Below are 18950 nucleotides of genomic sequence, written 5' to 3' on the forward strand. Positions count from 1 at the left end.
CGGTGTGTCGATCGGAAAACGGACCTCAAGGCGCTGGTCGCACGGCAACAAAAACAAGTCGATATGCTGATGACGCTGGCGGTCTCGTCGATCAAGTGACGAACGCCATGTCGGCGCGATCAAGCGATGACCGGCCTTGTGGTCCCTGTGCCAACTCCCCATATTTGCGGTGGTGGCAGCACGTGAACGGGCGCTGCTTTCAAGGGTGGCAAGCCTTCCCTAGCCCCAATCGAAGGAGGGCATCATGTCTTCCACAACAAGCAGCTATTCATGGAAGAATACCGCAATTTATATCGGCCAGTTCCGATATATTGAGTTCTTCATCAAATCGACCCCGGCGATCAGTGTCGCCTTCATCTTCTACGTCACGTTCGAGGGCGTGTTGTGGTAGATCTGGTTATATTGCCCGGCGCCGAAACACAGTGCCTGCACTACCGACTGAGTTGCTCTGCCTTGATTAAATCCGGTTACACGGCTGTCCGGCAGGTATAAGATGATTTGTCGGCAACGCTGAAACCCGCGTTGCCGCTTGAGAGCAAAGTTCTCTGGCCCCCAGTAAGGGGAGTTACCCAATGTCCTTTCCAAGGTTTGATCACAACGGAACATTCTCCCCCGACGATCTGGGTGGTCTGCGAGCCGAGTTCGATGCATGGTGTGGAAGGGACCGAGGCGTTTGCGCCGGGCCGGTTGCCGGGCCCATCGAGGACGAAGTTCTTGTCAGAAACGCCCCGTTGACGCTTCACTATATGCTTCGTTCGTTGAGACCGAACACGGCAGCCGACGCCTTTGAAACAGGAGGCATCGCTTCCGGGGATCGCGCGCGTCCTGCAGGGCCGATCCGCGTCCTTGCGCTCGTCCCCGACTAAAAGGTCGAATTGCACGGTTGAGGGCAACGGTGACGGCGATGCCGACATGCAGTCGCGCGACCACGTGAGGTGCCACTTCCGACGATCAACTCTCGGTCGAAATCAAAGGCCAGTCTGCCGGCGGATGTCTGCAGAGCCACAAGATCAGCCAAATGCCGCAAAGGAGTCCACAGTGTACAATGCTAAACGTGATGGTTTCGGGAATGGCGCGAGCCTTGCCATTCCGTCGATGGGCGAAATAGAAGGCCGCATAACTGTCTTGGAAGTTGTCGCAATGACCTCCCTGAGCCTTCTCGTAAAAGCCGGTGACACCCACGAAGCCCAGCAGGTGCTTTCCACCATTCGACGCGCGATGCGGTCGAAATGCGAGGACATGAAGCTCTCGCCTTCGGATGCGGATTCGGCGATTGCCTACGCGCAGGAACTCTTCGAGGCAACACTCGAAAACATGAACCGCGACACCGGGGCGATAGCCGTTCCGCGCTTGGCCAAGCACGGCATACCGCGACGCTCCATGCCCGTGTACCACAGCGACGGGGATGGCACCCATGGGCGTTAGAGACATGACGGAACGCGAATGCAGGGAAGTCCTTGCACGGGGGAATGTCGGCCATCTTGCCTGCGTTCATGACAGCCGACCTTACGTGGTGCCGATCCACTATGCCTTCGATGCGGAAAATATCTATGTCTTCTCGCTGCCGGGCCAGAAAATAGATTGGATGCGCACCAATCCAAACGCCTGCATTCAGGTGGAGGAGACCGGCGAACTTCACCTTTGGAAGAGCGTCGTCGTCGAGGGCACCTTCCGGGAACTGCCTGACACCGCGCAATTGCATGATGAGCGCATCCACGCCTGGTCGTTGTTGCAGAAGCGTTCGCTGTGGTGGGAGCCTGGCTCCTCCAAACCGGGCACCGGTTCAGCCGAGACAGAAGTCCCGATTTTTTTCGCCATTTCGGTTGATGGGATATCTGGACGGGAGTTATTGGCGCAGGCAGCACCGGTCTGAGACGCTCGGTCGTCACAATAATTCCTTTGCGAAATGGAACCAAACCGCTTCCCCTTCGTTATGTGAAATCGCCGGACTATGGCTTTGGGAGATGGCGCGGAGAGCGTCAGGGGACAAATGGCGCGTCAAACCTATTGGAAAGGCTACCTCAAGCTCTCGCTCGTCACTTCGCCAGTGTCGTTGACGCCTGCGACCACGGATAGCAACCAGGTTCGCTTCCACGTCCTGAACCGGAAAACAAAAAATCGGGTCGAAAGCCGCTATGTCGACAGCGTCACCCGCAAGCCGATCCCGGACAAGGATCAGGTCAAGGGGTACCCGCGCGGCGAAGACGATTACGTCATCCTCGAAGACGAAGAGATCGATGAAGTCGGGCTGGAAAGCACCCGCACGATCGATATCGACACCTTCGTGCCCAGGGGCTCCATCGACTGGATCTGGTATGATAAGCCGCATTTTCTCGCCCCGGAAGACAAGGTGGGTGTCGAGGCGTTCTGCGTCATACGCGAGGCGATGAAGGCGAACGACGTCGTCGGCATCGCGCGCCTCGTCCTCTATCGGCGAGAGCGCGCGGTTCTGCTGGAGCCACAGGGAAAAGGCATCATCCTCTGGACGCTGCACTTCGGCGACGAGGTCCGTCAGCCCGCGGCCACGCTCGACACGGACGGCAACGTGGATACGACGGTCCTTGCGCTGATGAACAAGCTCGTCAAGGACAGAACCGACGATTGGAAGCCATCCATGGTTCAGGATCCCATTCAGAAGCGGATCAGGGCCATGATACGGGCAAAGCAGAAGAACCTGGTGAAATCGTCACCGCCGTCGGCAAAGCGGCCTGCGGCCAAGCCGACGGGCAACGTCGTCAATATAATGGACGCACTTAAGAAAAGCCTCTCCAAGGAGAGCGGGGGTCCGAAGCCTCACTGACTTTGATCACCGCGCCCGTCACGTCTTCTGCCCCCGTCAATTCTTCTGCAGTGGCACGGCCGCAGAAAAGAAATCCGACCAGGGATCCCGGGACATGGCCTCAAGGCGTGCGGGTGCATTGTCGACGGTGAAGTAGGCCGGGCCTATCTCCTCTGTCAGTTCCCCCCAGTCGAGCGGCATCGAGACGGCGGCGCCTGGCCGGGCACGCGTGGAATATGCCGCAACCGCGGTGTTGCCGCGCCCGTTGCGCAGGTAGTCGATAAAGATCTTGCCGTTCCGTTTCGCCTTCGTGGCGGTCGCCAGATATCTCTCCGGATGGTCTTTCGACATCGAGTCCGCCAGCGCCTTGGCGAAGGCCTTCACTTGAACCCAGCCAGCCTTTGGCTGCAGCGGCGTCACCACATGGAGACCCTTGCCGCCCGACGTTTTCACGAATGCCGCAAGGCCCGCGCCTTCCAGGCGCTGCTTCAGCTCCTGCGCCGCTGCGATCACCTCGCCCCACGTCACATCCTCGGCCGGATCGAGATCCATCGTGATCATGTCCGGCTTTTCCCAGCTGTCTGTGGTTGCTCCCCAGGGGTGGATTTCCAGCACCGCGGATTGGACGAGCGCGACGATGCCGTCGAAGCCGGCAATCCGCAACAGCTTCTCGCCGCCTTTGTCCTTCGGATCGGCAATCTGCTCGATATGCGGGTTCATGCCTTTCCACGCATGTTTCTGGAAAAACCGCTGATGGCCGCCGATGCCGTCCGGACACCTCAGCAACGCCAGGGGACGTTTGATCACATAGGGCTCCATGAAGCGCCAGACCTGCGCGTAGTAACTCGCGAGTCCCTGCTTGGTGACCCCTTCGTCTGGCCAATAGATCCGGTCGGGATGGGTGAGCGTGACGCTGGACTGCGGCAGCTCGCGGGCAGTCGTCTTCTCTGTCTCGCGCATCACGTCCCCTGCCGCCTTGTCCTCGCGAAGGCCCCTAAAGGCCGCATGCCGCAATTTTCCATCGCTCGACCATGCCTGAAACTCCACCTCCGCGACAAGCCGCGGTTGGACGTAGACCAGGCCGCGCCGCTCTTCCGTCGTCAGCGCATCGTCGAATGTGCTCTTCTTCTGCTCGATCGCCGACAAGCGGTCGTAGAGCATTTGCGCAGTCGAGACTGGATAACCGGTTCCGACCCTGCCGGCATGCTTCAGCTTGCCGTCCTTGTAGTATCCCATTGCAAGCGAACCGATCGCGTTCTTCGTCGCGGTGGACGGGACATATCCCCCGATCACGAATTCCTGACGGTCCGAGCATTTCGACTTGATCCAGTCGCCCGTACGCCCGGACGTGTAGGTGCTGTCAGCACGCTTGGAGATAACCCCCTCGAGGCCGAGGAGGCGGGCGTGATCGAGCACGCGTGCGCCGTTCTCCGTGAAATGGGTACTGTAGCGCAGCATCCCACCATCTCCCGACAGCAGCTTTTCCAGCAGGTTCTTGCGATCCGTGAGCGCCGCCCCCCTGAGGTCGTCGCCGTCGAGATAGAGAAGATCGAAGGCATAGAACACGAACCGGTCGCTGCGACGCTCGCTGAGCTCCTTCTGCAAGGCGGAAAAATCGGAGACGCCGTTGTCACGCTCCACAACCACCTCTCCATCGATGACCGCCGTGTCGACAGGTAGTGCTGAAAAAGCATCTGCGAGGCGTCTGCCAAACCTCTCGGTCCAGTCGAGGCCGGTGCGGGTAAGCATCGTCACCTTGCCTTTTGTCAGCCTGATCTGTAGCCGGTACCCGTCGAACTTGATCTCATGAATCCAGTCCGCGCCGGCGGGAGGCTTCGGCTTCAGCTTTGCAAGCTCCGGTTCGATGAAGTCCGGCAGTGCCGCTTTCCGTGCGCCAGCGGGCTTGTCGAACGACACCGCCTTTGCCCGGCTTGCCTTCGGTGCGGCGGCAATCGCCTTTGCGGCCTTTGCGTTGCCTTTCGGTTGCGATTGCCATGTCGCGTCCGGATTCTTCGCGACCTCCTCGATCTTGCGGCCGGTTTTCGCCGATTCAGGGCGCTGTCTGAGAATATCGCCCTTTTGGCGCGCCTCCTCGTCCTGTGCCTTGATCAGCAGCCAGTTCTCGTGCTTGTCGCCCGGCTTTCCGTGGATCCGCACCAGATGCCAGCGTCCCTTGAGCTTATCGCCGTCGAGCTCGAACTCCATATGACCTTTCTTGTAGCCCTTGTGCGCATCACCGTGCGGCGTCCATGTCCCGCGGTCCCAGACGATGACCGTACCGCCACCGTACTGCCCCTTCGGAATGATCCCCTCGAAATCTCCATAGGCAAGGGGATGGTCTTCCACATGCACGGCCAGACGCTTGTCGTCCGGATTGAGGCTTGGGCCGCGCGTCACCGCCCAGCTCTTCAGCACGCCGTCCAGCTCTAGCCTGAAATCGTAGTGAAGCCTTGTCGCATCGTGCTTCTGGATAACGAAGCTGAGCGCGTTGCCGCCCCGCGCTGTCGTACCACGCGATCGGCCCTGCGGCTCGGGCGTAACCTTGAAATCGCGCTTGGCCTGATAGGTCTCGAGAGCCATGGTCAGCCCGCTTTTTTCGGCCGGCTATCCGCCCGGCGCGACGCGGTCTTGCCGGCAGGTTTTCCGCCGACCTTCGCACTTTGGCGAAGCGCGTCCATGAGATCGATGACCTTGCCTTGCGGCGCCTGCTTCCTCTTTGGCGGCGCCCTGCCCTCGATCTTCGCCTGCACGAGTTCGGCAAGCGCAGTTTCGTAGCGATCTTCATATTCCTGCGGCTTGAAAGTGCCTTTCTTGGTCGCGATGATGTGGCCCGCGAGTTCCAGCATCTCCCTGTCGAACTTCATCTCCGGAATATCCTTGAAGACGGTTTCCGCGTTGCGCACTTCATAGTCGTAGCTCAGCGTCGTCGCGATAACGGCATCGTTCTGTGGCCGGATCAGGACTGTTCGCTTCTTGCGAAAGAGCACGGCCTCGCCGATCGCCGCCACCTTCTGGTCGCGCATCGAGCGGGCAATCAGCGCCAGCGCTTCCTCGTCGTCGTCACTCACGGGTGCCAGATAATAAGGACGGTCGAAGTAGAGCTTGTTGATCTCGTCGTCGGGAACGAAGCTCTGCACGTTGAGAATCTTGTCGCTTTCCGGCACGAATTCCGCGAGCTCTTCGCCTTCGATCACGATGTACTCGCCGCTATCCAGCCGATACCCCTTGACCTGATCGTCGCGCTCTACCGGCTTTCCGGTTTCACCGTCGATGAACTGACGCTCGACGCGATGCCCGGTTTTGCGATTGACGATGTTGAACGAGATCCGGTCGGACACCGAGACTGCCGTATAAAGGCCAACGGCGCACACCAAGTCCCCCACTTTCAGATGGCCTTTCCAGCTTGCCCGTGCTGCCATTGCGATCTCCCCTCTAGGTGTCGTCTGGTCCAGTGTCGTCCCGTGCTCTGCGCCGCCGCCGCTCGTCCAAGGCAATGATCTTTTCGACGGACGCGATGTCCTCGCTGGTCACGACAGGCACGGGATCCGCGGCGATCGCTTCCAGCACTTCCGCTGAAAGCGCGCCATGCCGGATGACCCATTCAAGCGTCTCGCGCGTCTGCCGCTCGGCCTTGAGCTGAGCGTAAAGCGAAACGATCAGACGGTCGCGCGCGTCCATCCGGCTGCCTTTTTGATCGAACTTGCGGATATGCGGCATCGAACTCCGCCCTTGTGGTGATGAAAGGCTTAAACCGCTCAGGCGGCGAAAAGTTCCCGGGGCTTATCGAATGCGCCCGTCTCGACATCCGTCGCACCGCGACTGTGGTCGATAGTTCAGCAAGGTGTCGCAGTTCTGAGACAGTTTCGGCACCGCAGCGCGGATTGGGCGCGCCGCCCTGCTGCCGGCGCGAGTTGCTAAAAGCCGGGGTTTCCGCCACATTGAGCGGACTGCTGGTGGGAGGAGCCAATGCACGAACAATCTGCTCATGCGGAGCACGTCTACACGTGCACACAGAGAGATTCGGCCGCGGCAAGTTCTTCGGTCGTCGCTTCGTGGCGGCGCTGCATCGCCATGCACCAGCTTGCTCCGGAAGACAGACGCACGCCGTTGCGACTGACCGATCAAGAATTCAGGCGTGCCCGCGAGGAATCCGAACGGCTGATCACCAGTGCTTCGGACGAACTCGACAGGCTGTTCACGACCACCGGCAAGGCCGGCTGCTGCCTTCTGCTGACCGATCGAAACGGCATTGCACTCGAGCGACGAGGTGCGACCGCCGATGACAAGCAGTTTCACGACCTGGGTCTGTGGACTGGCTCGGTTTGGACGGAAGCCAGCATCGGGACAAACGGCATAGGAACGGCGATTGCAGACGAGCGGGCGATCTCCATTTTCCGCGATCAGCATTTCTTCTGCTCGAACATCAACCTCAGCTGCACGACCGCGCCCATCCGCGATCACCGGGGGCAACTGGCGGCCGCGCTCGACATTTCCACCTGCCGCGACGATGTCAACGAGATGACGCTCGCCATCATCGCCCAGATGGTGCGCGATGCCGCGATGCGGATCGAGATCAATCTCTTTCGCAGTGCGTTTGCCGGTGCCCGCTTCCTGATGGTTCCGGCGGGCGCGAACCCTGCATCAGCCCTTCTTGCCGTCGACCGGCACGACCTCGTGCTGGGTGCAACGCGGGCCGCCCGGGTTGCCCTGAAGCTCGACGATAGGCGCATAGCCGCAGGCATCCCCGCGGCCGATGCCCTTCAGGAAAGCCGTCTTTCCGATGACGAGGACCTCCTCGATGCGGAGCGCGCCGCTCTGCTGCGTGCGCTGTCGCGCTCGGGCGGCAACGTTTCGCAGGCTGCCATCGCGCTCGGCATCAGCCGTGCAACGCTGCACAGGAAGATGAAGAAGCTGAACCTTCACTGACGGGTTTGCGGCCGCCCGCGTGTCGCACCGCTGCGACACAGTGCAGTGCGGTATCGGTTTGCAGACCTGTTTCCCGACCGAAAAGGCGCGCAGATTTCCTCCCATGGGTTCGCTTAGGGACCCGGCTCATCTCAAGGGAGGATGACATGCTGCATCAGAAAATCGTCGAGTCGCCGTTCAAGCTGAAATATGGCAACTTCATCGGCGGCGAGTGGCGAGAGCCGATCGAAGGCAGGTATTTCGACAACATCACGCCCGTCACCGGCGGCAAGCTGTGCGAAATTCCACGCTCCAGCGAAAAGGACATCAACGCCGCCCTCGACGCTGCGCATGCCGCTAAGGACGCGTGGGCGCGAACCTCGGCAGCCGATCGCTCCAACATCCTGATGAAGATCGCCCAGCGAATGGAAGACAAGCTGGAACTGCTTGCGCAGGCCGAGACCTGGGACAACGGCAAACCGATCCGCGAAACCATGGCCGCAGACATTCCGCTGGCGATTGACCACTTTCGCTACTTCGCCTCGTGCATCCGCGCTCAGGAAGGCTCGATCGGCGAGATCGATTACGATACCGTCGCCTATCACTTCCACGAGCCGCTCGGCGTCGTCGGCCAGATCATCCCCTGGAATTTCCCGATCCTGATGGCGGCCTGGAAGCTGGCGCCGGCGCTTGCCGCCGGCAACTGCGTCGTCATCAAGCCGGCCGAACAGACCCCTGCCTCGCTTCTCGTCTGGGCCGAGCTGATCGGCGACCTTCTGCCGCCTGGCGTGCTGAATATCGTCAACGGTTTTGGGCTCGAGGCGGGCAAGCCGCTCGCCACCAGCCCGCGTATCGCCAAGATCGCATTCACCGGCGAAACGACCACCGGCCGCCTCATTATGCAGTATGCCAGCCAGAACCTCATCCCGGTGACGCTGGAGCTCGGCGGCAAGTCGCCAAACATCTTCTTTGCCGACGTGATGGCTGAGGACGATGATTTTCTCGACAAGGCGCTCGAAGGCTTCGCGATGTTCGCGCTGAACCAGGGCGAGGTCTGCACGTGCCCCAGCCGTGCCCTCATCCAGGAATCGATCTACGACCGCTTCATGGAGCGCGCCGTCAAGCGCGTGGAAGCCATCAAGCAGGGCAATCCCCTCGACAGCGCAACGATGATCGGCGCGCAGGCTTCGAACGAGCAGCTGGAGAAGATCCTCGCCTATCTGGACATCGGCAGGCAGGAGGGGGCTGAGGTCCTCGCCGGTGGCACGCGCAACGAGCTCGGCGGCGACCTCGCCAACGGCTATTACGTCAAGCCGACGATCTTCAAGGGTCACAACAAGATGCGTGTTTTCCAGGAAGAAATCTTCGGCCCGGTGGTCTCCGTCACGACCTTCAAGGACGAAAAGGAAGCTCTGGAGATCGCCAATGACACCCTCTACGGCCTCGGCGCCGGCGTGTGGAGCCGCGATGCGAACCGCTGCTACCGCTTTGGTCGCGAAATTCAGGCCGGCCGCGTCTGGACCAATTGCTACCACGCCTATCCCGCGCACGCGGCTTTCGGCGGCTACAAGCAGTCCGGCATCGGCCGCGAGACTCACAAGATGATGCTCGACCATTACCAGCAGACCAAGAACATGCTGGTGAGCTACAGCCCGAAGGCGCTCGGCTTCTTCTGAGAAGGGCAGCGACTGTACCAACGACCCGCTCCCATTGCGGAGCGGGTTTTCGCCGCGAGGATAGCAAAGCCATGGACACCACCGTTTGCGGGCAACCCCGCGTTCTTGCCACGGACGCTGCCATTGGGCTTATCGATGACATCAGGCAGGACCACCCGGACATCCTGTTTCACCAATCGGGCGGCTGCTGCGACGGCTCGTCGCCGATGTGCTATCCCGCCAGCGACTTCCTCATCGGCGAAAACGATGTGAAGCTGGGAGAGATCGCAGGCGTGCCGGTCTATATCAGCGCCAGCCAGTTCGAAGCATGGAAGCACACGCAGTTGATCATCGACGTAGTACCCGGCCGCGGTGGCATGTTCTCCCTCGATAACGGACGTGAGAAACGCTTTCTCACCCGCTCCCGTCTTTTCGGAGACGGCGAGGCCTGTGCACTCCCAGGCGGGACGGGTCGCCCTGCCGGCTAGCCATCCGGCCGACGGCATCGAACGAACTCAGTGCTTCCGGACCTTGCCGGTGGGGATCGTCGACGTCGTAATCGAGACCGGGTCGCTTGCCGGAAACGAATCTTCCAGCCCCTGCTCAAGTTGCTCTTCCATCGTTCCAGCATCGCCGGCCTGGCGCGCGCTTCGCAGCGCCTCCACATCGCCGTCCACGTCGTCGCTCGGGTCCGATGCAGCAAGTTCCGACATGATGGACCTGGCGCGGTCCACCGCGTTCCCCGCAGTCAGCGACCGATCGCTTGCACTGCGCAGTTGTACGGAAACCACCTCGCCTCCGCTGCCGACGAACTCTACCGTAAATCCCCGCTTCCCTCCTTGTTCGGGAATGACCTGTGTACCAACGAGCTGCATGATGCTCTCCCATGAGGTGGTTGCTGGTAGGGGAACGGGCACCCGCCCGCGAAGGTTCCCGCGCACGCTGCTATGCGATGGACAAAAAAGCCACCGCGTGAACGGTGGCTCAAGTCGTGAAGGTCAAAACCTCCAGAGGGGAACAGTTGTCTCCTCGACCGGGAGGAATGGCCGAGATGCATGAAACAACTGACCTTAATATGGGGCGCCCAGCCCCGTCCTTCAATTAATCGTCGCCTGAAATAATGTCCGCGCTGAAATCTTCTTTCCAGAGATTGTCGGAATGGCGCGATATTCTACCGGGCGCAGATCAGGCGCTGCCCGGAGCCGTGCCGAGTACGATCGGAATCGCGCACATGACGACAATCACCGCGCCCTGCAGGATCGTGGCGATCACCATGGTGAACGCCCGCAGGGTGGAGATTTTGAGATCGGCCCTGAACCACCGCGTCTCGATCGTCGCATACCACACCGTCACGACGGCCAAAGCGGCAAACCCTGCCAGCTGAGTCATATCCTGGCCGATCCGGACGAGCAGACTTGCAACGCTGATCCCAAGGGCAAACGGCGCCGCGACATAGCACTGACTGTAGAACGGTGGCCTCAACGAGCTGCGATCGATCGGTGTTCCGCGCTTGCGCAGAATCTTCACGGCCATCAGCAGCGGAAAGACGCTGTATGCGATTGCCCGAAAGAGGATCAGGTTGGAATCGCTTGCGAGCAGGGACGGACGTATCCAGGGCGCTTCCATCCTGCTGAAGCTCAGCTCCAGGCCATGCGCAAGGAAAAGCGTTATCACAAGAAACAGCGGCGGACTCAGCGTGTCGGTGTACTGCTCGGACGCATCGTCGGAAAGCTCGACATCGGCATAGCGCATCATCGCCCCCGGATGGCGAATAGTTCGCCACAGGGTTATCGGATAGAAGACCATCCAGGAGACCACCTCATACAGGAACTCCTCGAATGACTTCAGCATTCGCATGAAATCCATAGCCCGCCCCTCTCCCTTTCTCGCGCCATCCGCTGGCTTCCGACGCAAATGTACACACCAACAAACCGCAGCCGTTCAAACCTGAGGCTGTCGGAATGGCTCCGTCGATTCGCGCAGGATCAGCTCGACCGGCCACAACTCGTGAATATCAAGCGGCGATCGGCCGGACAGGAGTTGGAGGACGAGATCGGTGCAGCGCGTTCCGGCCGCACGCATCGAGGAGCGCGTGGCAGACAGCGAAGGCACCATGTTGTCGGCGGTAAGGTACGGAAACACATCGTCGTGTGCGATGACGGACACATCGCGTCCGATCTGCAAACCAAGCGACCGCGCCGCGCGGTAGACGCCAAGCGCCGTCATCATGGACCCTGCGACAATAGCCGTCGGAGGATTGGGCTGCTCGAGAAACGAACGCGCAAATCGAAAGCCGAGCTCGTCGGTGAAGTTGCCGCTCGCCATCAGCTGTGGATCGGGTTCAATTCCATGGCTCTGCAGGGCATTGCGAAACCCGCTGTCGCGATGAAGCGCGTAGGTCGCGCCCGGGCGCCCGTTGATCATCGCGATCCGCCGATGGCCGAGATCGATGAGATGCGACGTCGCTCGCCGGATCGCACCTTCGTTGTCGATGTCGAGCCAGGCATGCGGCACGTCGATATCGGAGCGCCCATGAACGAGAAACGGCATGCCGAGTTCGTGCAGCAGCGCAATGCGGTCGTCGTTTGGCCTCGGCGAATGTACGATGATCGCATCGACGCGCCTGCTCTCGACAAGGCGGCGATAGTGCTGCATCTCGTCGCTCTGGTCGGGATCGGCCATTGGAATGACCAGGATATCGGTATCCTCCGACACCAGCCGCTCCGCCATGCCGGCCATGAACTCAGCGAAATGAAACTCGCCCGCACGGCCCATGACCACGCCGATCGCGCCGGCACGTCCGGTTTTCAGGCGTACAGCATTGACGTTCGGCCGGTATCCCAGCCTGATCGCCTCTTCGGTGACGCGGGCGCGGGTCGTTTCGCTCACTTCGGGATAGCCGCTGAGCGCCCGGCTGACGGTCGTCGGAGACAGCCCAACTTGTTTGGCGAACTCTTTAAGTTTCATGCTCCGACGCGTCTTTCGTGATCAGCTTTTCAATCATTTGTACACCGTAGCCTACCGAGCCTCTTATGTCTGAACCGGGCGAAGCTGCAACAAGCCAAATCGATTTCAATTTTAATAATTACTCGTAGTGGACCAGGAACTGGTCGTCCACAGGCAAAAACCGAACCATCCCCATGTTTTCGCTTCATTTAACATAAGTTCCAGGCGCATCATATTGGCGCTGTCATTGCCCACTTGACACCAAATCGCCCTTCTGACAATTTTTTCCAGCCAAACCGATTTCAATTCACAGTCATTTGGTTCTTTTTGGGAGGAAGATATGAAGTTTCGTTTCACTGCGGTCGCCGTTGCGGCCGCTCTTTTCGGCATTGCGCAGCCATCGTTCGCAGCCGACATCAGCATTTCAGCGAGTTCGACCGGCAAGAACCTGGACCTCTTGCGCAAACAGCTCGACGCCTTCGAGAAGGAGACCGGCAACAAGGTCAGCATCGTGACCATGCCGTCGTCGTCCACCGAACAGTTCTCGCAATATCGCCTGTGGCTCGCAGCCGGAAACCAGGATGTCGACGTCTACCAGACCGATGTTATCTGGGCGCCGCAGCTGGCCGAACAGTTCCTCGATCTGAAGGATGCCGCCAAGGATGTCGTCGGCGATTTCTTCCCCTCGATCATCGCCTCGCAGACAGTCAACGACCGCCTGGTCGCGCTGCCGCTCTACACCGACGCACCGGCCTTCTTCTATCGTAAGGATCTGCTCGACAAATACGGCAAGCAGCCGCCGAAGACCTGGGACGAGATGGCGGCAACCGCCAAGGAAATCCAGGAGAAGGAACGCGCAGCCGGCCAGAAGGATCTCTGGGGCTACGTCTTCCAGGGCAATGCCTATGAGGGCCTCACCTGCGACGCTCTCGAATGGATCAAGTCCTCCGGCGGCGGCCAGATCGTCGAGACCGACGGCTCGATTTCCATCAACAACGAAAAGGCCGCGGCCGCCATCGAGCGCGCCAAGGGCTGGGTGGGAACCATTTCCCCATCCGGCGTGCTCGCCTACCAGGAGGAAGAGTCCCGTGGCGTCTGGCAGACCGGAAACGCAGTCTTCATGCGCAACTGGCCCTACGCCTATTCGCTCGGCAATGGCGCCGACAGCGCCGTCAAGGGCAAGTTCGACGTGACCACGCTGCCGGTTGCCGCAGAGGGCGACCAGCCCTCCTCGACACTCGGAGGCTGGAACCTCGCCGTCTCCAAATATTCGAAAAGCCCGGATGCCGCTGTTGCCCTGGTTAAATTCCTGACCTCCAAGGAAAGCCAGAAGCAGCGCGCCATCGAGCTTTCCAACCTGCCCACCCTGCAGGCGCTCTACGACGACAAGGACGTTGCTGCTGCGCAACCGTTCATGCCGAACTGGAAGCCGATCTTCCAGAACGCCGTGCCGCGTCCGTCGGCTACGACCAAGGTCAAGTACAACGAGGTCTCCTCCAAGTTCTGGACCGCCGTCCACAATACCCTATCAGGCAGCGGAACCGCCGCTGAAAACCTCGAACTTCTCGAAGCAGAACTGACCACGCTCAAGGGCGACAGCTGGTGACAGATCGAACCGGCAGCGGCGGCCTCCGCCGCTGCCGTCTCCGGCATGCCACCACCCAACATCGCCTCCAAAAGCGGGTATCGCACTCATGACTGAAGCTGCAGTCTCTCAACCCCTCGGGTCGCAGGTCCGCGCCACCAGACGATTTTCGGAATTGCGCTCCGAGCGAGTCCGGTCGGCCTGGATGTTCCTGGCGCCGACGCTGTTCATCCTGGCCGTCGTTGCCGGATGGCCGCTCTTCAGAACCATCTATTTCAGCTTCACCAACGCATCGCTGACAAGTCTCGGCGACGCGGAGTTCGTAGGCTTCAAGAACTATCTGTCCTGGGTCACACTGAAAAGCGGCCGCACCGTCTATAGCGGCCTTCTCGCCGACCCCGCCTGGTGGGGAGCCGTCTCGAACACCCTGAAGTTCACCGTCCTCTCGGTCGCCATCGAAACCACCCTCGGCCTGATCGTGGCTCTGGTACTGAACGCCCAGTTCGCCGGACGCGGGATCGTCCGCGCCGCGATCCTCATTCCCTGGGCGATCCCGACAATCGTCTCCGCCAAGATGTGGGCGTGGATGCTCAACGATCAGTTCGGCATCCTGAACGACATTCTCTTGGGGCTTGGCCTGATCAGCCAGAAGATCGCCTGGACTGCCAACCCGGACACGGCAATGATTGCAGTGCTGATCGTCGACGTCTGGAAGACGACGCCATTCATGGCGCTGCTCATACTCGCCGGCCTGCAGATGGTTCCGGCCGATATTTACGAGGCAGCCAAGATCGATGGCGTCAATCCCGTCAAGGTGTTCTGGCGCCTGACCCTGCCGCTGGTGCGTCCGGCCATCATGGTCGCCGTCATCTTCCGCATGCTCGACGCCATGCGCATCTTCGACCTTATCTACGTGCTGACGCCGAACAATGCCAAGACCAAGACGATGTCCGTCATGGCGCGCGAAAACCTTTTCGATTTCGACAAGTTCGCCTATGGGGCAACGGCCTCGACCGTCCTCTTCCTGATCATCGCGACGGTAACCGTGCTCTACATCTGGCTTGGCCGTGTCAATCTTGGCGGAGGCGAACGCTGATGCTCCTCACTGCCACAAAGAACACGCTGTTCTACCTCCTCGTCGGCGTCATCGTGATCATCGCCATCTTTCCATTTTACTACGCGATCCTGACGAGCTTCAAAGCCGGCACCGAACTGTTTACCATCAACTACTGGCCAACCTCGATCTCGTTTGCCAACTATGCGAGCGTGCTGACGACAGGCAGCTTTATCCGCAGCCTCGGCAATTCGCTGCTGGTCGCCTGCGTGGTGGTCGCCGCGTCGCTGCTCCTTGCCGTCACCGCATCCTTTGCGCTGGCTCGCGTGCATTTTCGCGGCCGGGCTTTGCTGATGCTGACAATCCTCTCAGTGTCGATGTTCCCGCAAATTGCCGTGCTGGCCGGCCTCTTCGAGCTTATCCGCTGGATCGGCATCTTCAACACGCCGTTCGCGCTGATCTTCTCCTACATGATCTTCACCCTGCCCTTCACGGTCTGGGTCCTGACAACGTTCATGCGGGATTTGCCCATCGAAATCGAGGAGGCGGCAATCGTCGACGGCGCCTCCCCCTGGGTCATAATCACGCAGGTCTTCATGCCCCTGATGTGGCCCGCTTTGGTCACGACGGGCCTGCTTGCCTTCATTACGGCCTGGAATGAATTCCTCTTCGCCCTAACATTCACCTCATCGGATGCACAGCGAACGGTGCCGGTTGCAATCGCCCTGCTGTCGGGCGGGAGTCAGTTTGAAATCCCATGGGGTAACATCATGGCGGCATCGGTCATCGTCACGGTGCCTGTCGTTGTCCTGGTCCTGATATTCCAGCGTCGCATCATATCCGGCCTGACCGCCGGTGGCGTCAAAGGTTGAAGAAAGCAAGATATGGCACAGATTCGACTCGATAATATCCGCAAGAGCTTCGGCGCCTTCGAGGTGATCAAGGGCGTGACCATGGATATCCGCAAGGGCGAGTTCATGGTCTTCGTCGGTCCTTCCGGCTGCGGAAAGTCAACTCTCCTGCGCCTGATCTCGGGGTTGGAGGACATAAGCTCCGGCACGCTCTCCTTCGATGGCGAAGCAGTGAACCACCACGCGCCGTCCAAGCGTGGCATAGCGATGGTCTTCCAGTCGTATGCACTCTACCCGCACATGAGCGTCTTCGAGAACATGGCCTTCGGCATGAAGCTCGCGGGGCAGACGAAGAACGAGTGCCGGGCCCGTGTCGAGCAGGCCGCAAACATGCTGCAGCTTTCGCCCTATCTTGAGCGCCTGCCGCGCCAACTCTCCGGCGGCCAGCGCCAGCGCGTCGCCATCGGCCGCGCCATTGTTCGCGACCCCAAGGTCTTCCTGTTCGACGAGCCGCTGTCGAATTTGGATGCCGCCCTGCGTGTCGCAACCCGGCTGGAGATTGCCAAGCTCCATCGCAGCATGCATGGCACGACGATGATCTACGTCACGCACGACCAGGTCGAGGCGATGACGCTGGCAGACAGGATCTGCGTCCTACGCGACGGTGTCGTCGAACAGATCGGCACGCCGCTCGAACTCTACGAGACACCGAATTCCGTGTTCGTGGCTGGCTTCATCGGTTCGCCGAAGATGAATTTCCTCTCCGGCTCGTTCTCTGCTCCGCATGGCGCGCACACGATCGGCGTACGCGCCGAGCACATGGAGATCGTTCAGCGGACACCCGCATGGACCGGCACGGTGATCCACTCCGAAATCCTCGGTTCGGACAGTTTCGTCTATCTCGACGTCGGCTCCGGTGAACCGCTTGTTGTCCGCGAAACCGGGGTATCACGCCATCAACCCGGTGAAACGCTGGGTGTGTCCCCCATCGACAGCCGCATTCACCGTTTTGACGAATCCGGCCGCGCCCCGGAAAGGCCGCCTCTTAGGGGCGCGGCCTGACAACCACTCGAACCACCGATCGGCTGGCTTCCCACCGGCTGATCCAACATCCGCATGAAGGAGTAACGTCTTGTCTATTCGCACCATCGTCTGGGGTGAAAACATCCACGAAACCACCAACGCCATCGTTCGGGGCATCTATCCCGACGGCATGCACACGACCATCGCCAACGCGCTGAATACCGATCCGGCGATCAAGGCGACAACGGCGACGCTCCAGGAGCCGGAACATGGCCTGACCGAGGCCCGCCTTGCCGAGACAGACGTCCTGACGTGGTGGGGCCACAAGGACCACGGCGCCGTTTCCGACGTTGTCGTCGAGCGCGTTGCCAAGCGTGTCTGGGAGGGCATGGGCCTTCTCGTCCTGCATTCCGGCCACTTCTCGAAAATCTTCAAGCGCCTGATGGGCACCCCCTGCGCGCTCAAGTGGCGCGAGGCCGGAGAGCGCGAGCGCCTGTGGACCATCAACCCGCGTCATCCGATTGCAGCCGGCATCGACGAGAACTTTGTGCTGGAAAACGAGGAGATGTACGGCGAGCAGTTCTCCGTACCGGAACCGCTCGAAACGGTGTTCATCTCATGGTTCCAGGGCGGCGAAGTCTTCCGCTCGGGCCTCACCTGGCGGCGCGGCGCCGGCAACATCTTCTATTTCCGGCCTGGCCACGAGACCTATCCGACCTATCACGATGCGAACGTCCAGAAGGTGCTCATCAACGCGGTGAAATGGGCCTATAACCCTCAAGGTGACCTGAAGAGCATCACCGATGCCCCGAACGTTCCGGTCGAGAAGGCGCATGAGCCGATCGTCGAACGCGGCCCGAGACTGCACCAGGCCGGCGAAGCCGGTTACCGCTGAGGAGCATGAGCAAATGCGTCTACTCGTTCTTGGAACAGGCGTTATGGCCAAAAACCAGGTCGCCAACTTCATCGCTATCGACGGCGTGGAGGTGGTCGGTGCCGTCGATACGGACCAAGCTCGCCTCGATGAATTCGCAAATCACTTCCATATCGAAAAGCGTTTCCGTACGCTTGAGGAAGCGATCGCCTGGGGCGAATTCGATGCGGCGACCAACGTCACGCCTGATCGCATCCACCATGCGACCAGCCTGGCGCTGATCGCTGCCGGCAAGCATGTATTCTGCGAAAAGCCGCTGGCTGAAAATTATGCCGAGGCGCTGGAAATGACGGAAGCGGCCGAAGCCGCCGGCGTCATCAACATGGTCAACCTCACCTACCGCAACGTCGCACCGCTGCAGCGTGCCCGTGAAATGGTGCTGGCCGGCGAACTCGGCACGATCCGCCACGTCGAGGCATCCTACCTGCAAAGCTGGCTGGTTTCGCGCGCCTGGGGCGACTGGCGCACGGAATCGCGCTGGCTGTGGCGCCTGTCGACCGGACACGGCTCGAACGGTGTGCTCGGCGATGTTGGCATCCACATCCTCGATTTCGCCGCCTATGGCGCGGCGACCGATATCGACCATGTCTTCGCCCGCCTCAAGACCTTCAACAAGGCGCCGGGCGGACAGATCGGCGAATATCTGCTCGACGCCAACGACAGCTTCACGATGTCCGTCGACTTCACCAACGGTGCACTCGGCGTCATCCACGCCACACGGTGGGCCACGGGTCACCTCAACGAACTGAAGTTGCGCATCTACGGTGAAAAGGGCAGCCTCGAAGTCGTCCATCGCCCCGATGGCTCGGATCTGCGCGGCTGCTTCGGCGAGGACATCGAAACCGCCACCTGGCGCGACATCGAGGTCCCTCCCGTCCTGACCAACTACCAGCGTTTCGCCGAGGCGGTCAGAACAGGAAAGCAGGACGACCCGACCTTCCGCCACGCCGCGAACCTGCAGAAGGTCATCGACCTCGCGATCGTGTCGGAGAAGGAACGGCGGGAGCTTAATCTGCTGACTGCTCAGGAGCAGGAAAGCCCGCAAGATAAGCGCATACCGCCGCTGACGATCGTCGTTTAGAGCACGAGGGACTGCCAGGGCTTTTCAACACCCTGCTACGGTGAAGCTCTTCTGCCTGGCAACTCCTCCCTCCGCCCTCATCTCTGAGCTTGTCACAGAGATGATGGCGTTCAAGTCATTGAACGCAAAGACTCTTT

The 18950-nt window shown here is 60.4% G+C and carries 19 protein-coding genes; 13 read left to right on the forward strand and 6 right to left on the reverse strand.

Annotated elements, in window-relative coordinates:
* Window positions 1-244: 244 nt before the first annotated feature.
* The 4 genes from ASC97_RS34660 (at window position 245) to ku (ASC97_RS15625) (ending at window position 2800) form a co-directional block, all read left to right on the forward strand.
* Window positions 245-391 carry a hypothetical protein gene (locus tag ASC97_RS34660; RefSeq protein ID WP_200959473.1) on the forward strand — a complete coding sequence of 49 codons (147 nt, stop codon included), beginning with the start codon at window positions 245-247 and terminating at the stop codon, window positions 389-391.
* 647 nt (window positions 392-1038) lie between these two features.
* Window positions 1039-1425, forward strand: a complete 387-nt coding sequence (locus tag ASC97_RS15615) for a hypothetical protein (RefSeq protein WP_244481469.1) — start codon at window positions 1039-1041, stop codon at window positions 1423-1425.
* Window positions 1426-1429: 4 nt separating this feature from the next.
* Complete coding sequence (locus tag ASC97_RS15620) at window positions 1430-1873, forward strand: pyridoxamine 5'-phosphate oxidase family protein (protein WP_244481470.1); 444 nt, start codon at window positions 1430-1432, stop codon at window positions 1871-1873.
* Between the two features lie 117 nt (window positions 1874-1990).
* Window positions 1991-2800, forward strand: a complete 810-nt coding sequence (gene ku, locus ASC97_RS15625) for a non-homologous end joining protein Ku (RefSeq protein ID WP_057469197.1) — start codon at window positions 1991-1993, stop codon at window positions 2798-2800.
* Window positions 2801-2836: 36 nt separating this feature from the next.
* Here ku (ASC97_RS15625) and ligD read toward each other — a convergent pair whose 3' ends face one another.
* The 3 genes from ligD to ASC97_RS15640 are packed head-to-tail and all read right to left on the reverse strand — an operon-like array spanning window position 2837 to window position 6496.
* Complete coding sequence (gene ligD, locus ASC97_RS15630; protein WP_057469198.1) at window positions 2837-5359, reverse strand: DNA ligase D; 2523 nt, start codon at window positions 5357-5359, stop codon at window positions 2837-2839.
* A 2-nt stretch (window positions 5360-5361) separates the two neighbouring features.
* Complete coding sequence (gene ku / locus ASC97_RS15635; RefSeq protein WP_057469199.1) at window positions 5362-6198, reverse strand: non-homologous end joining protein Ku; 837 nt, start codon at window positions 6196-6198, stop codon at window positions 5362-5364.
* A 13-nt stretch (window positions 6199-6211) separates the two neighbouring features.
* Window positions 6212-6496, reverse strand: a complete 285-nt coding sequence (locus tag ASC97_RS15640; RefSeq protein WP_057469200.1) for a hypothetical protein — start codon at window positions 6494-6496, stop codon at window positions 6212-6214.
* A 249-nt stretch (window positions 6497-6745) separates the two neighbouring features.
* Here ASC97_RS15640 and ASC97_RS15645 point away from each other — a divergent pair, with 249 nt between their 5' ends.
* The 3 genes from ASC97_RS15645 to ASC97_RS15655 all read left to right on the forward strand — a co-directional run bounded on the left by ASC97_RS15645 (window position 6746) and on the right by ASC97_RS15655 (window position 9827).
* Complete coding sequence (locus tag ASC97_RS15645) at window positions 6746-7705, forward strand: helix-turn-helix domain-containing protein (RefSeq protein WP_057469201.1); 960 nt, start codon at window positions 6746-6748, stop codon at window positions 7703-7705.
* 146 nt (window positions 7706-7851) lie between these two features.
* The gene (gene adh, locus ASC97_RS15650) at window positions 7852-9360 is read left to right on the forward strand and encodes an aldehyde dehydrogenase (protein WP_057469202.1); all 1509 of its coding nucleotides are present in this window, start codon (window positions 7852-7854) and stop codon (window positions 9358-9360) included.
* Window positions 9361-9431: 71 nt separating this feature from the next.
* Window positions 9432-9827, forward strand: a complete 396-nt coding sequence (locus ASC97_RS15655; protein ID WP_057469203.1) for a DUF779 domain-containing protein — start codon at window positions 9432-9434, stop codon at window positions 9825-9827.
* A gap of 27 nt (window positions 9828-9854) precedes the next feature.
* Here the strand turns inward: ASC97_RS15655 and ASC97_RS15660 are convergent, their stop codons facing one another.
* The 3 genes from ASC97_RS15660 to ASC97_RS15670 all read right to left on the reverse strand — a co-directional run bounded on the left by ASC97_RS15660 (window position 9855) and on the right by ASC97_RS15670 (window position 12306).
* Window positions 9855-10214 (reverse strand): hypothetical protein, encoded by a 360-nt coding sequence (locus ASC97_RS15660; RefSeq protein ID WP_057469204.1) that lies wholly within the window; start codon window positions 10212-10214, stop codon window positions 9855-9857.
* A gap of 310 nt (window positions 10215-10524) precedes the next feature.
* Window positions 10525-11190: a permease gene (locus ASC97_RS15665; protein ID WP_156390383.1), complete on the reverse strand. Its 666-nt coding sequence runs from the start codon at window positions 11188-11190 to the stop codon at window positions 10525-10527.
* 90 nt (window positions 11191-11280) lie between these two features.
* A complete protein-coding gene (locus ASC97_RS15670; protein WP_057469206.1) occupies window positions 11281-12306 on the reverse strand; it encodes a substrate-binding domain-containing protein in 1026 nt (341 codons plus the stop codon).
* Between the two features lie 319 nt (window positions 12307-12625).
* Between ASC97_RS15670 and ASC97_RS15675 the strand changes: the two genes are divergently transcribed.
* The 6 genes from ASC97_RS15675 (at window position 12626) to ASC97_RS15700 (ending at window position 18813) form a co-directional block, all read left to right on the forward strand.
* On the forward strand, window positions 12626-13891 hold the full coding sequence (locus tag ASC97_RS15675; RefSeq protein WP_057469207.1) for an ABC transporter substrate-binding protein: 1266 nt from the start codon (window positions 12626-12628) through the stop codon (window positions 13889-13891).
* Window positions 13892-13979: 88 nt separating this feature from the next.
* A complete protein-coding gene (locus ASC97_RS15680) occupies window positions 13980-14966 on the forward strand; it encodes a carbohydrate ABC transporter permease (protein ID WP_057469208.1) in 987 nt (328 codons plus the stop codon).
* The gene (locus tag ASC97_RS15685) at window positions 14966-15796 is read left to right on the forward strand and encodes a carbohydrate ABC transporter permease (RefSeq protein WP_057469209.1); all 831 of its coding nucleotides are present in this window, start codon (window positions 14966-14968) and stop codon (window positions 15794-15796) included. The genes ASC97_RS15680 and ASC97_RS15685 overlap by 1 nt, the downstream gene beginning before the upstream one ends.
* A gap of 12 nt (window positions 15797-15808) precedes the next feature.
* Window positions 15809-16837, forward strand: coding sequence for an ABC transporter ATP-binding protein (locus tag ASC97_RS15690; protein WP_057469210.1), 1029 nt, complete (start codon window positions 15809-15811; stop codon window positions 16835-16837).
* A gap of 70 nt (window positions 16838-16907) precedes the next feature.
* A complete protein-coding gene (locus ASC97_RS15695; protein ID WP_057469211.1) occupies window positions 16908-17693 on the forward strand; it encodes a ThuA domain-containing protein in 786 nt (261 codons plus the stop codon).
* A gap of 13 nt (window positions 17694-17706) precedes the next feature.
* A complete protein-coding gene (locus tag ASC97_RS15700) occupies window positions 17707-18813 on the forward strand; it encodes a Gfo/Idh/MocA family protein (protein WP_057469212.1) in 1107 nt (368 codons plus the stop codon).
* Window positions 18814-18950 lie beyond the last annotated feature (137 nt).

It is taken from the genome of Rhizobium sp. Root1203 (assembly GCF_001424945.1).
GTDB lineage: Bacteria > Pseudomonadota > Alphaproteobacteria > Rhizobiales > Rhizobiaceae > Rhizobium.

Coding starts and splice junctions, on each gene's coding strand:
- ASC97_RS15675 (WP_057469207.1), top strand. CDS start 12,626: ATGAAGTTTCGTTTCACTGCGGTCGCCGTTGCGGCCGCTCTTTTCGGC.
- ASC97_RS15680 (WP_057469208.1), top strand. CDS start 13,980: ATGACTGAAGCTGCAGTCTCTCAACCCCTCGGGTCGCAGGTCCGCGCC.
- ku (WP_057469197.1), top strand. CDS start 1,991: ATGGCGCGTCAAACCTATTGGAAAGGCTACCTCAAGCTCTCGCTCGTC.
- ku (WP_057469199.1), bottom strand. CDS start 6,198: ATGGCAGCACGGGCAAGCTGGAAAGGCCATCTGAAAGTGGGGGACTTG.
- ASC97_RS15640 (WP_057469200.1), bottom strand. CDS start 6,496: ATGCCGCATATCCGCAAGTTCGATCAAAAAGGCAGCCGGATGGACGCG.
- ASC97_RS15700 (WP_057469212.1), top strand. CDS start 17,707: ATGCGTCTACTCGTTCTTGGAACAGGCGTTATGGCCAAAAACCAGGTC.
- ASC97_RS15690 (WP_057469210.1), top strand. CDS start 15,809: ATGGCACAGATTCGACTCGATAATATCCGCAAGAGCTTCGGCGCCTTC.
- adh (WP_057469202.1), top strand. CDS start 7,852: ATGCTGCATCAGAAAATCGTCGAGTCGCCGTTCAAGCTGAAATATGGC.
- ASC97_RS15660 (WP_057469204.1), bottom strand. CDS start 10,214: ATGCAGCTCGTTGGTACACAGGTCATTCCCGAACAAGGAGGGAAGCGG.
- ASC97_RS15655 (WP_057469203.1), top strand. CDS start 9,432: ATGGACACCACCGTTTGCGGGCAACCCCGCGTTCTTGCCACGGACGCT.
- ligD (WP_057469198.1), bottom strand. CDS start 5,359: ATGGCTCTCGAGACCTATCAGGCCAAGCGCGATTTCAAGGTTACGCCC.
- ASC97_RS15670 (WP_057469206.1), bottom strand. CDS start 12,306: ATGAAACTTAAAGAGTTCGCCAAACAAGTTGGGCTGTCTCCGACGACC.
- ASC97_RS15685 (WP_057469209.1), top strand. CDS start 14,966: ATGCTCCTCACTGCCACAAAGAACACGCTGTTCTACCTCCTCGTCGGC.
- ASC97_RS15665 (WP_156390383.1), bottom strand. CDS start 11,190: ATGCTGAAGTCATTCGAGGAGTTCCTGTATGAGGTGGTCTCCTGGATG.
- ASC97_RS15620 (WP_244481470.1), top strand. CDS start 1,430: ATGACGGAACGCGAATGCAGGGAAGTCCTTGCACGGGGGAATGTCGGC.
- ASC97_RS15645 (WP_057469201.1), top strand. CDS start 6,746: ATGCACGAACAATCTGCTCATGCGGAGCACGTCTACACGTGCACACAG.
- ASC97_RS34660 (WP_200959473.1), top strand. CDS start 245: ATGTCTTCCACAACAAGCAGCTATTCATGGAAGAATACCGCAATTTAT.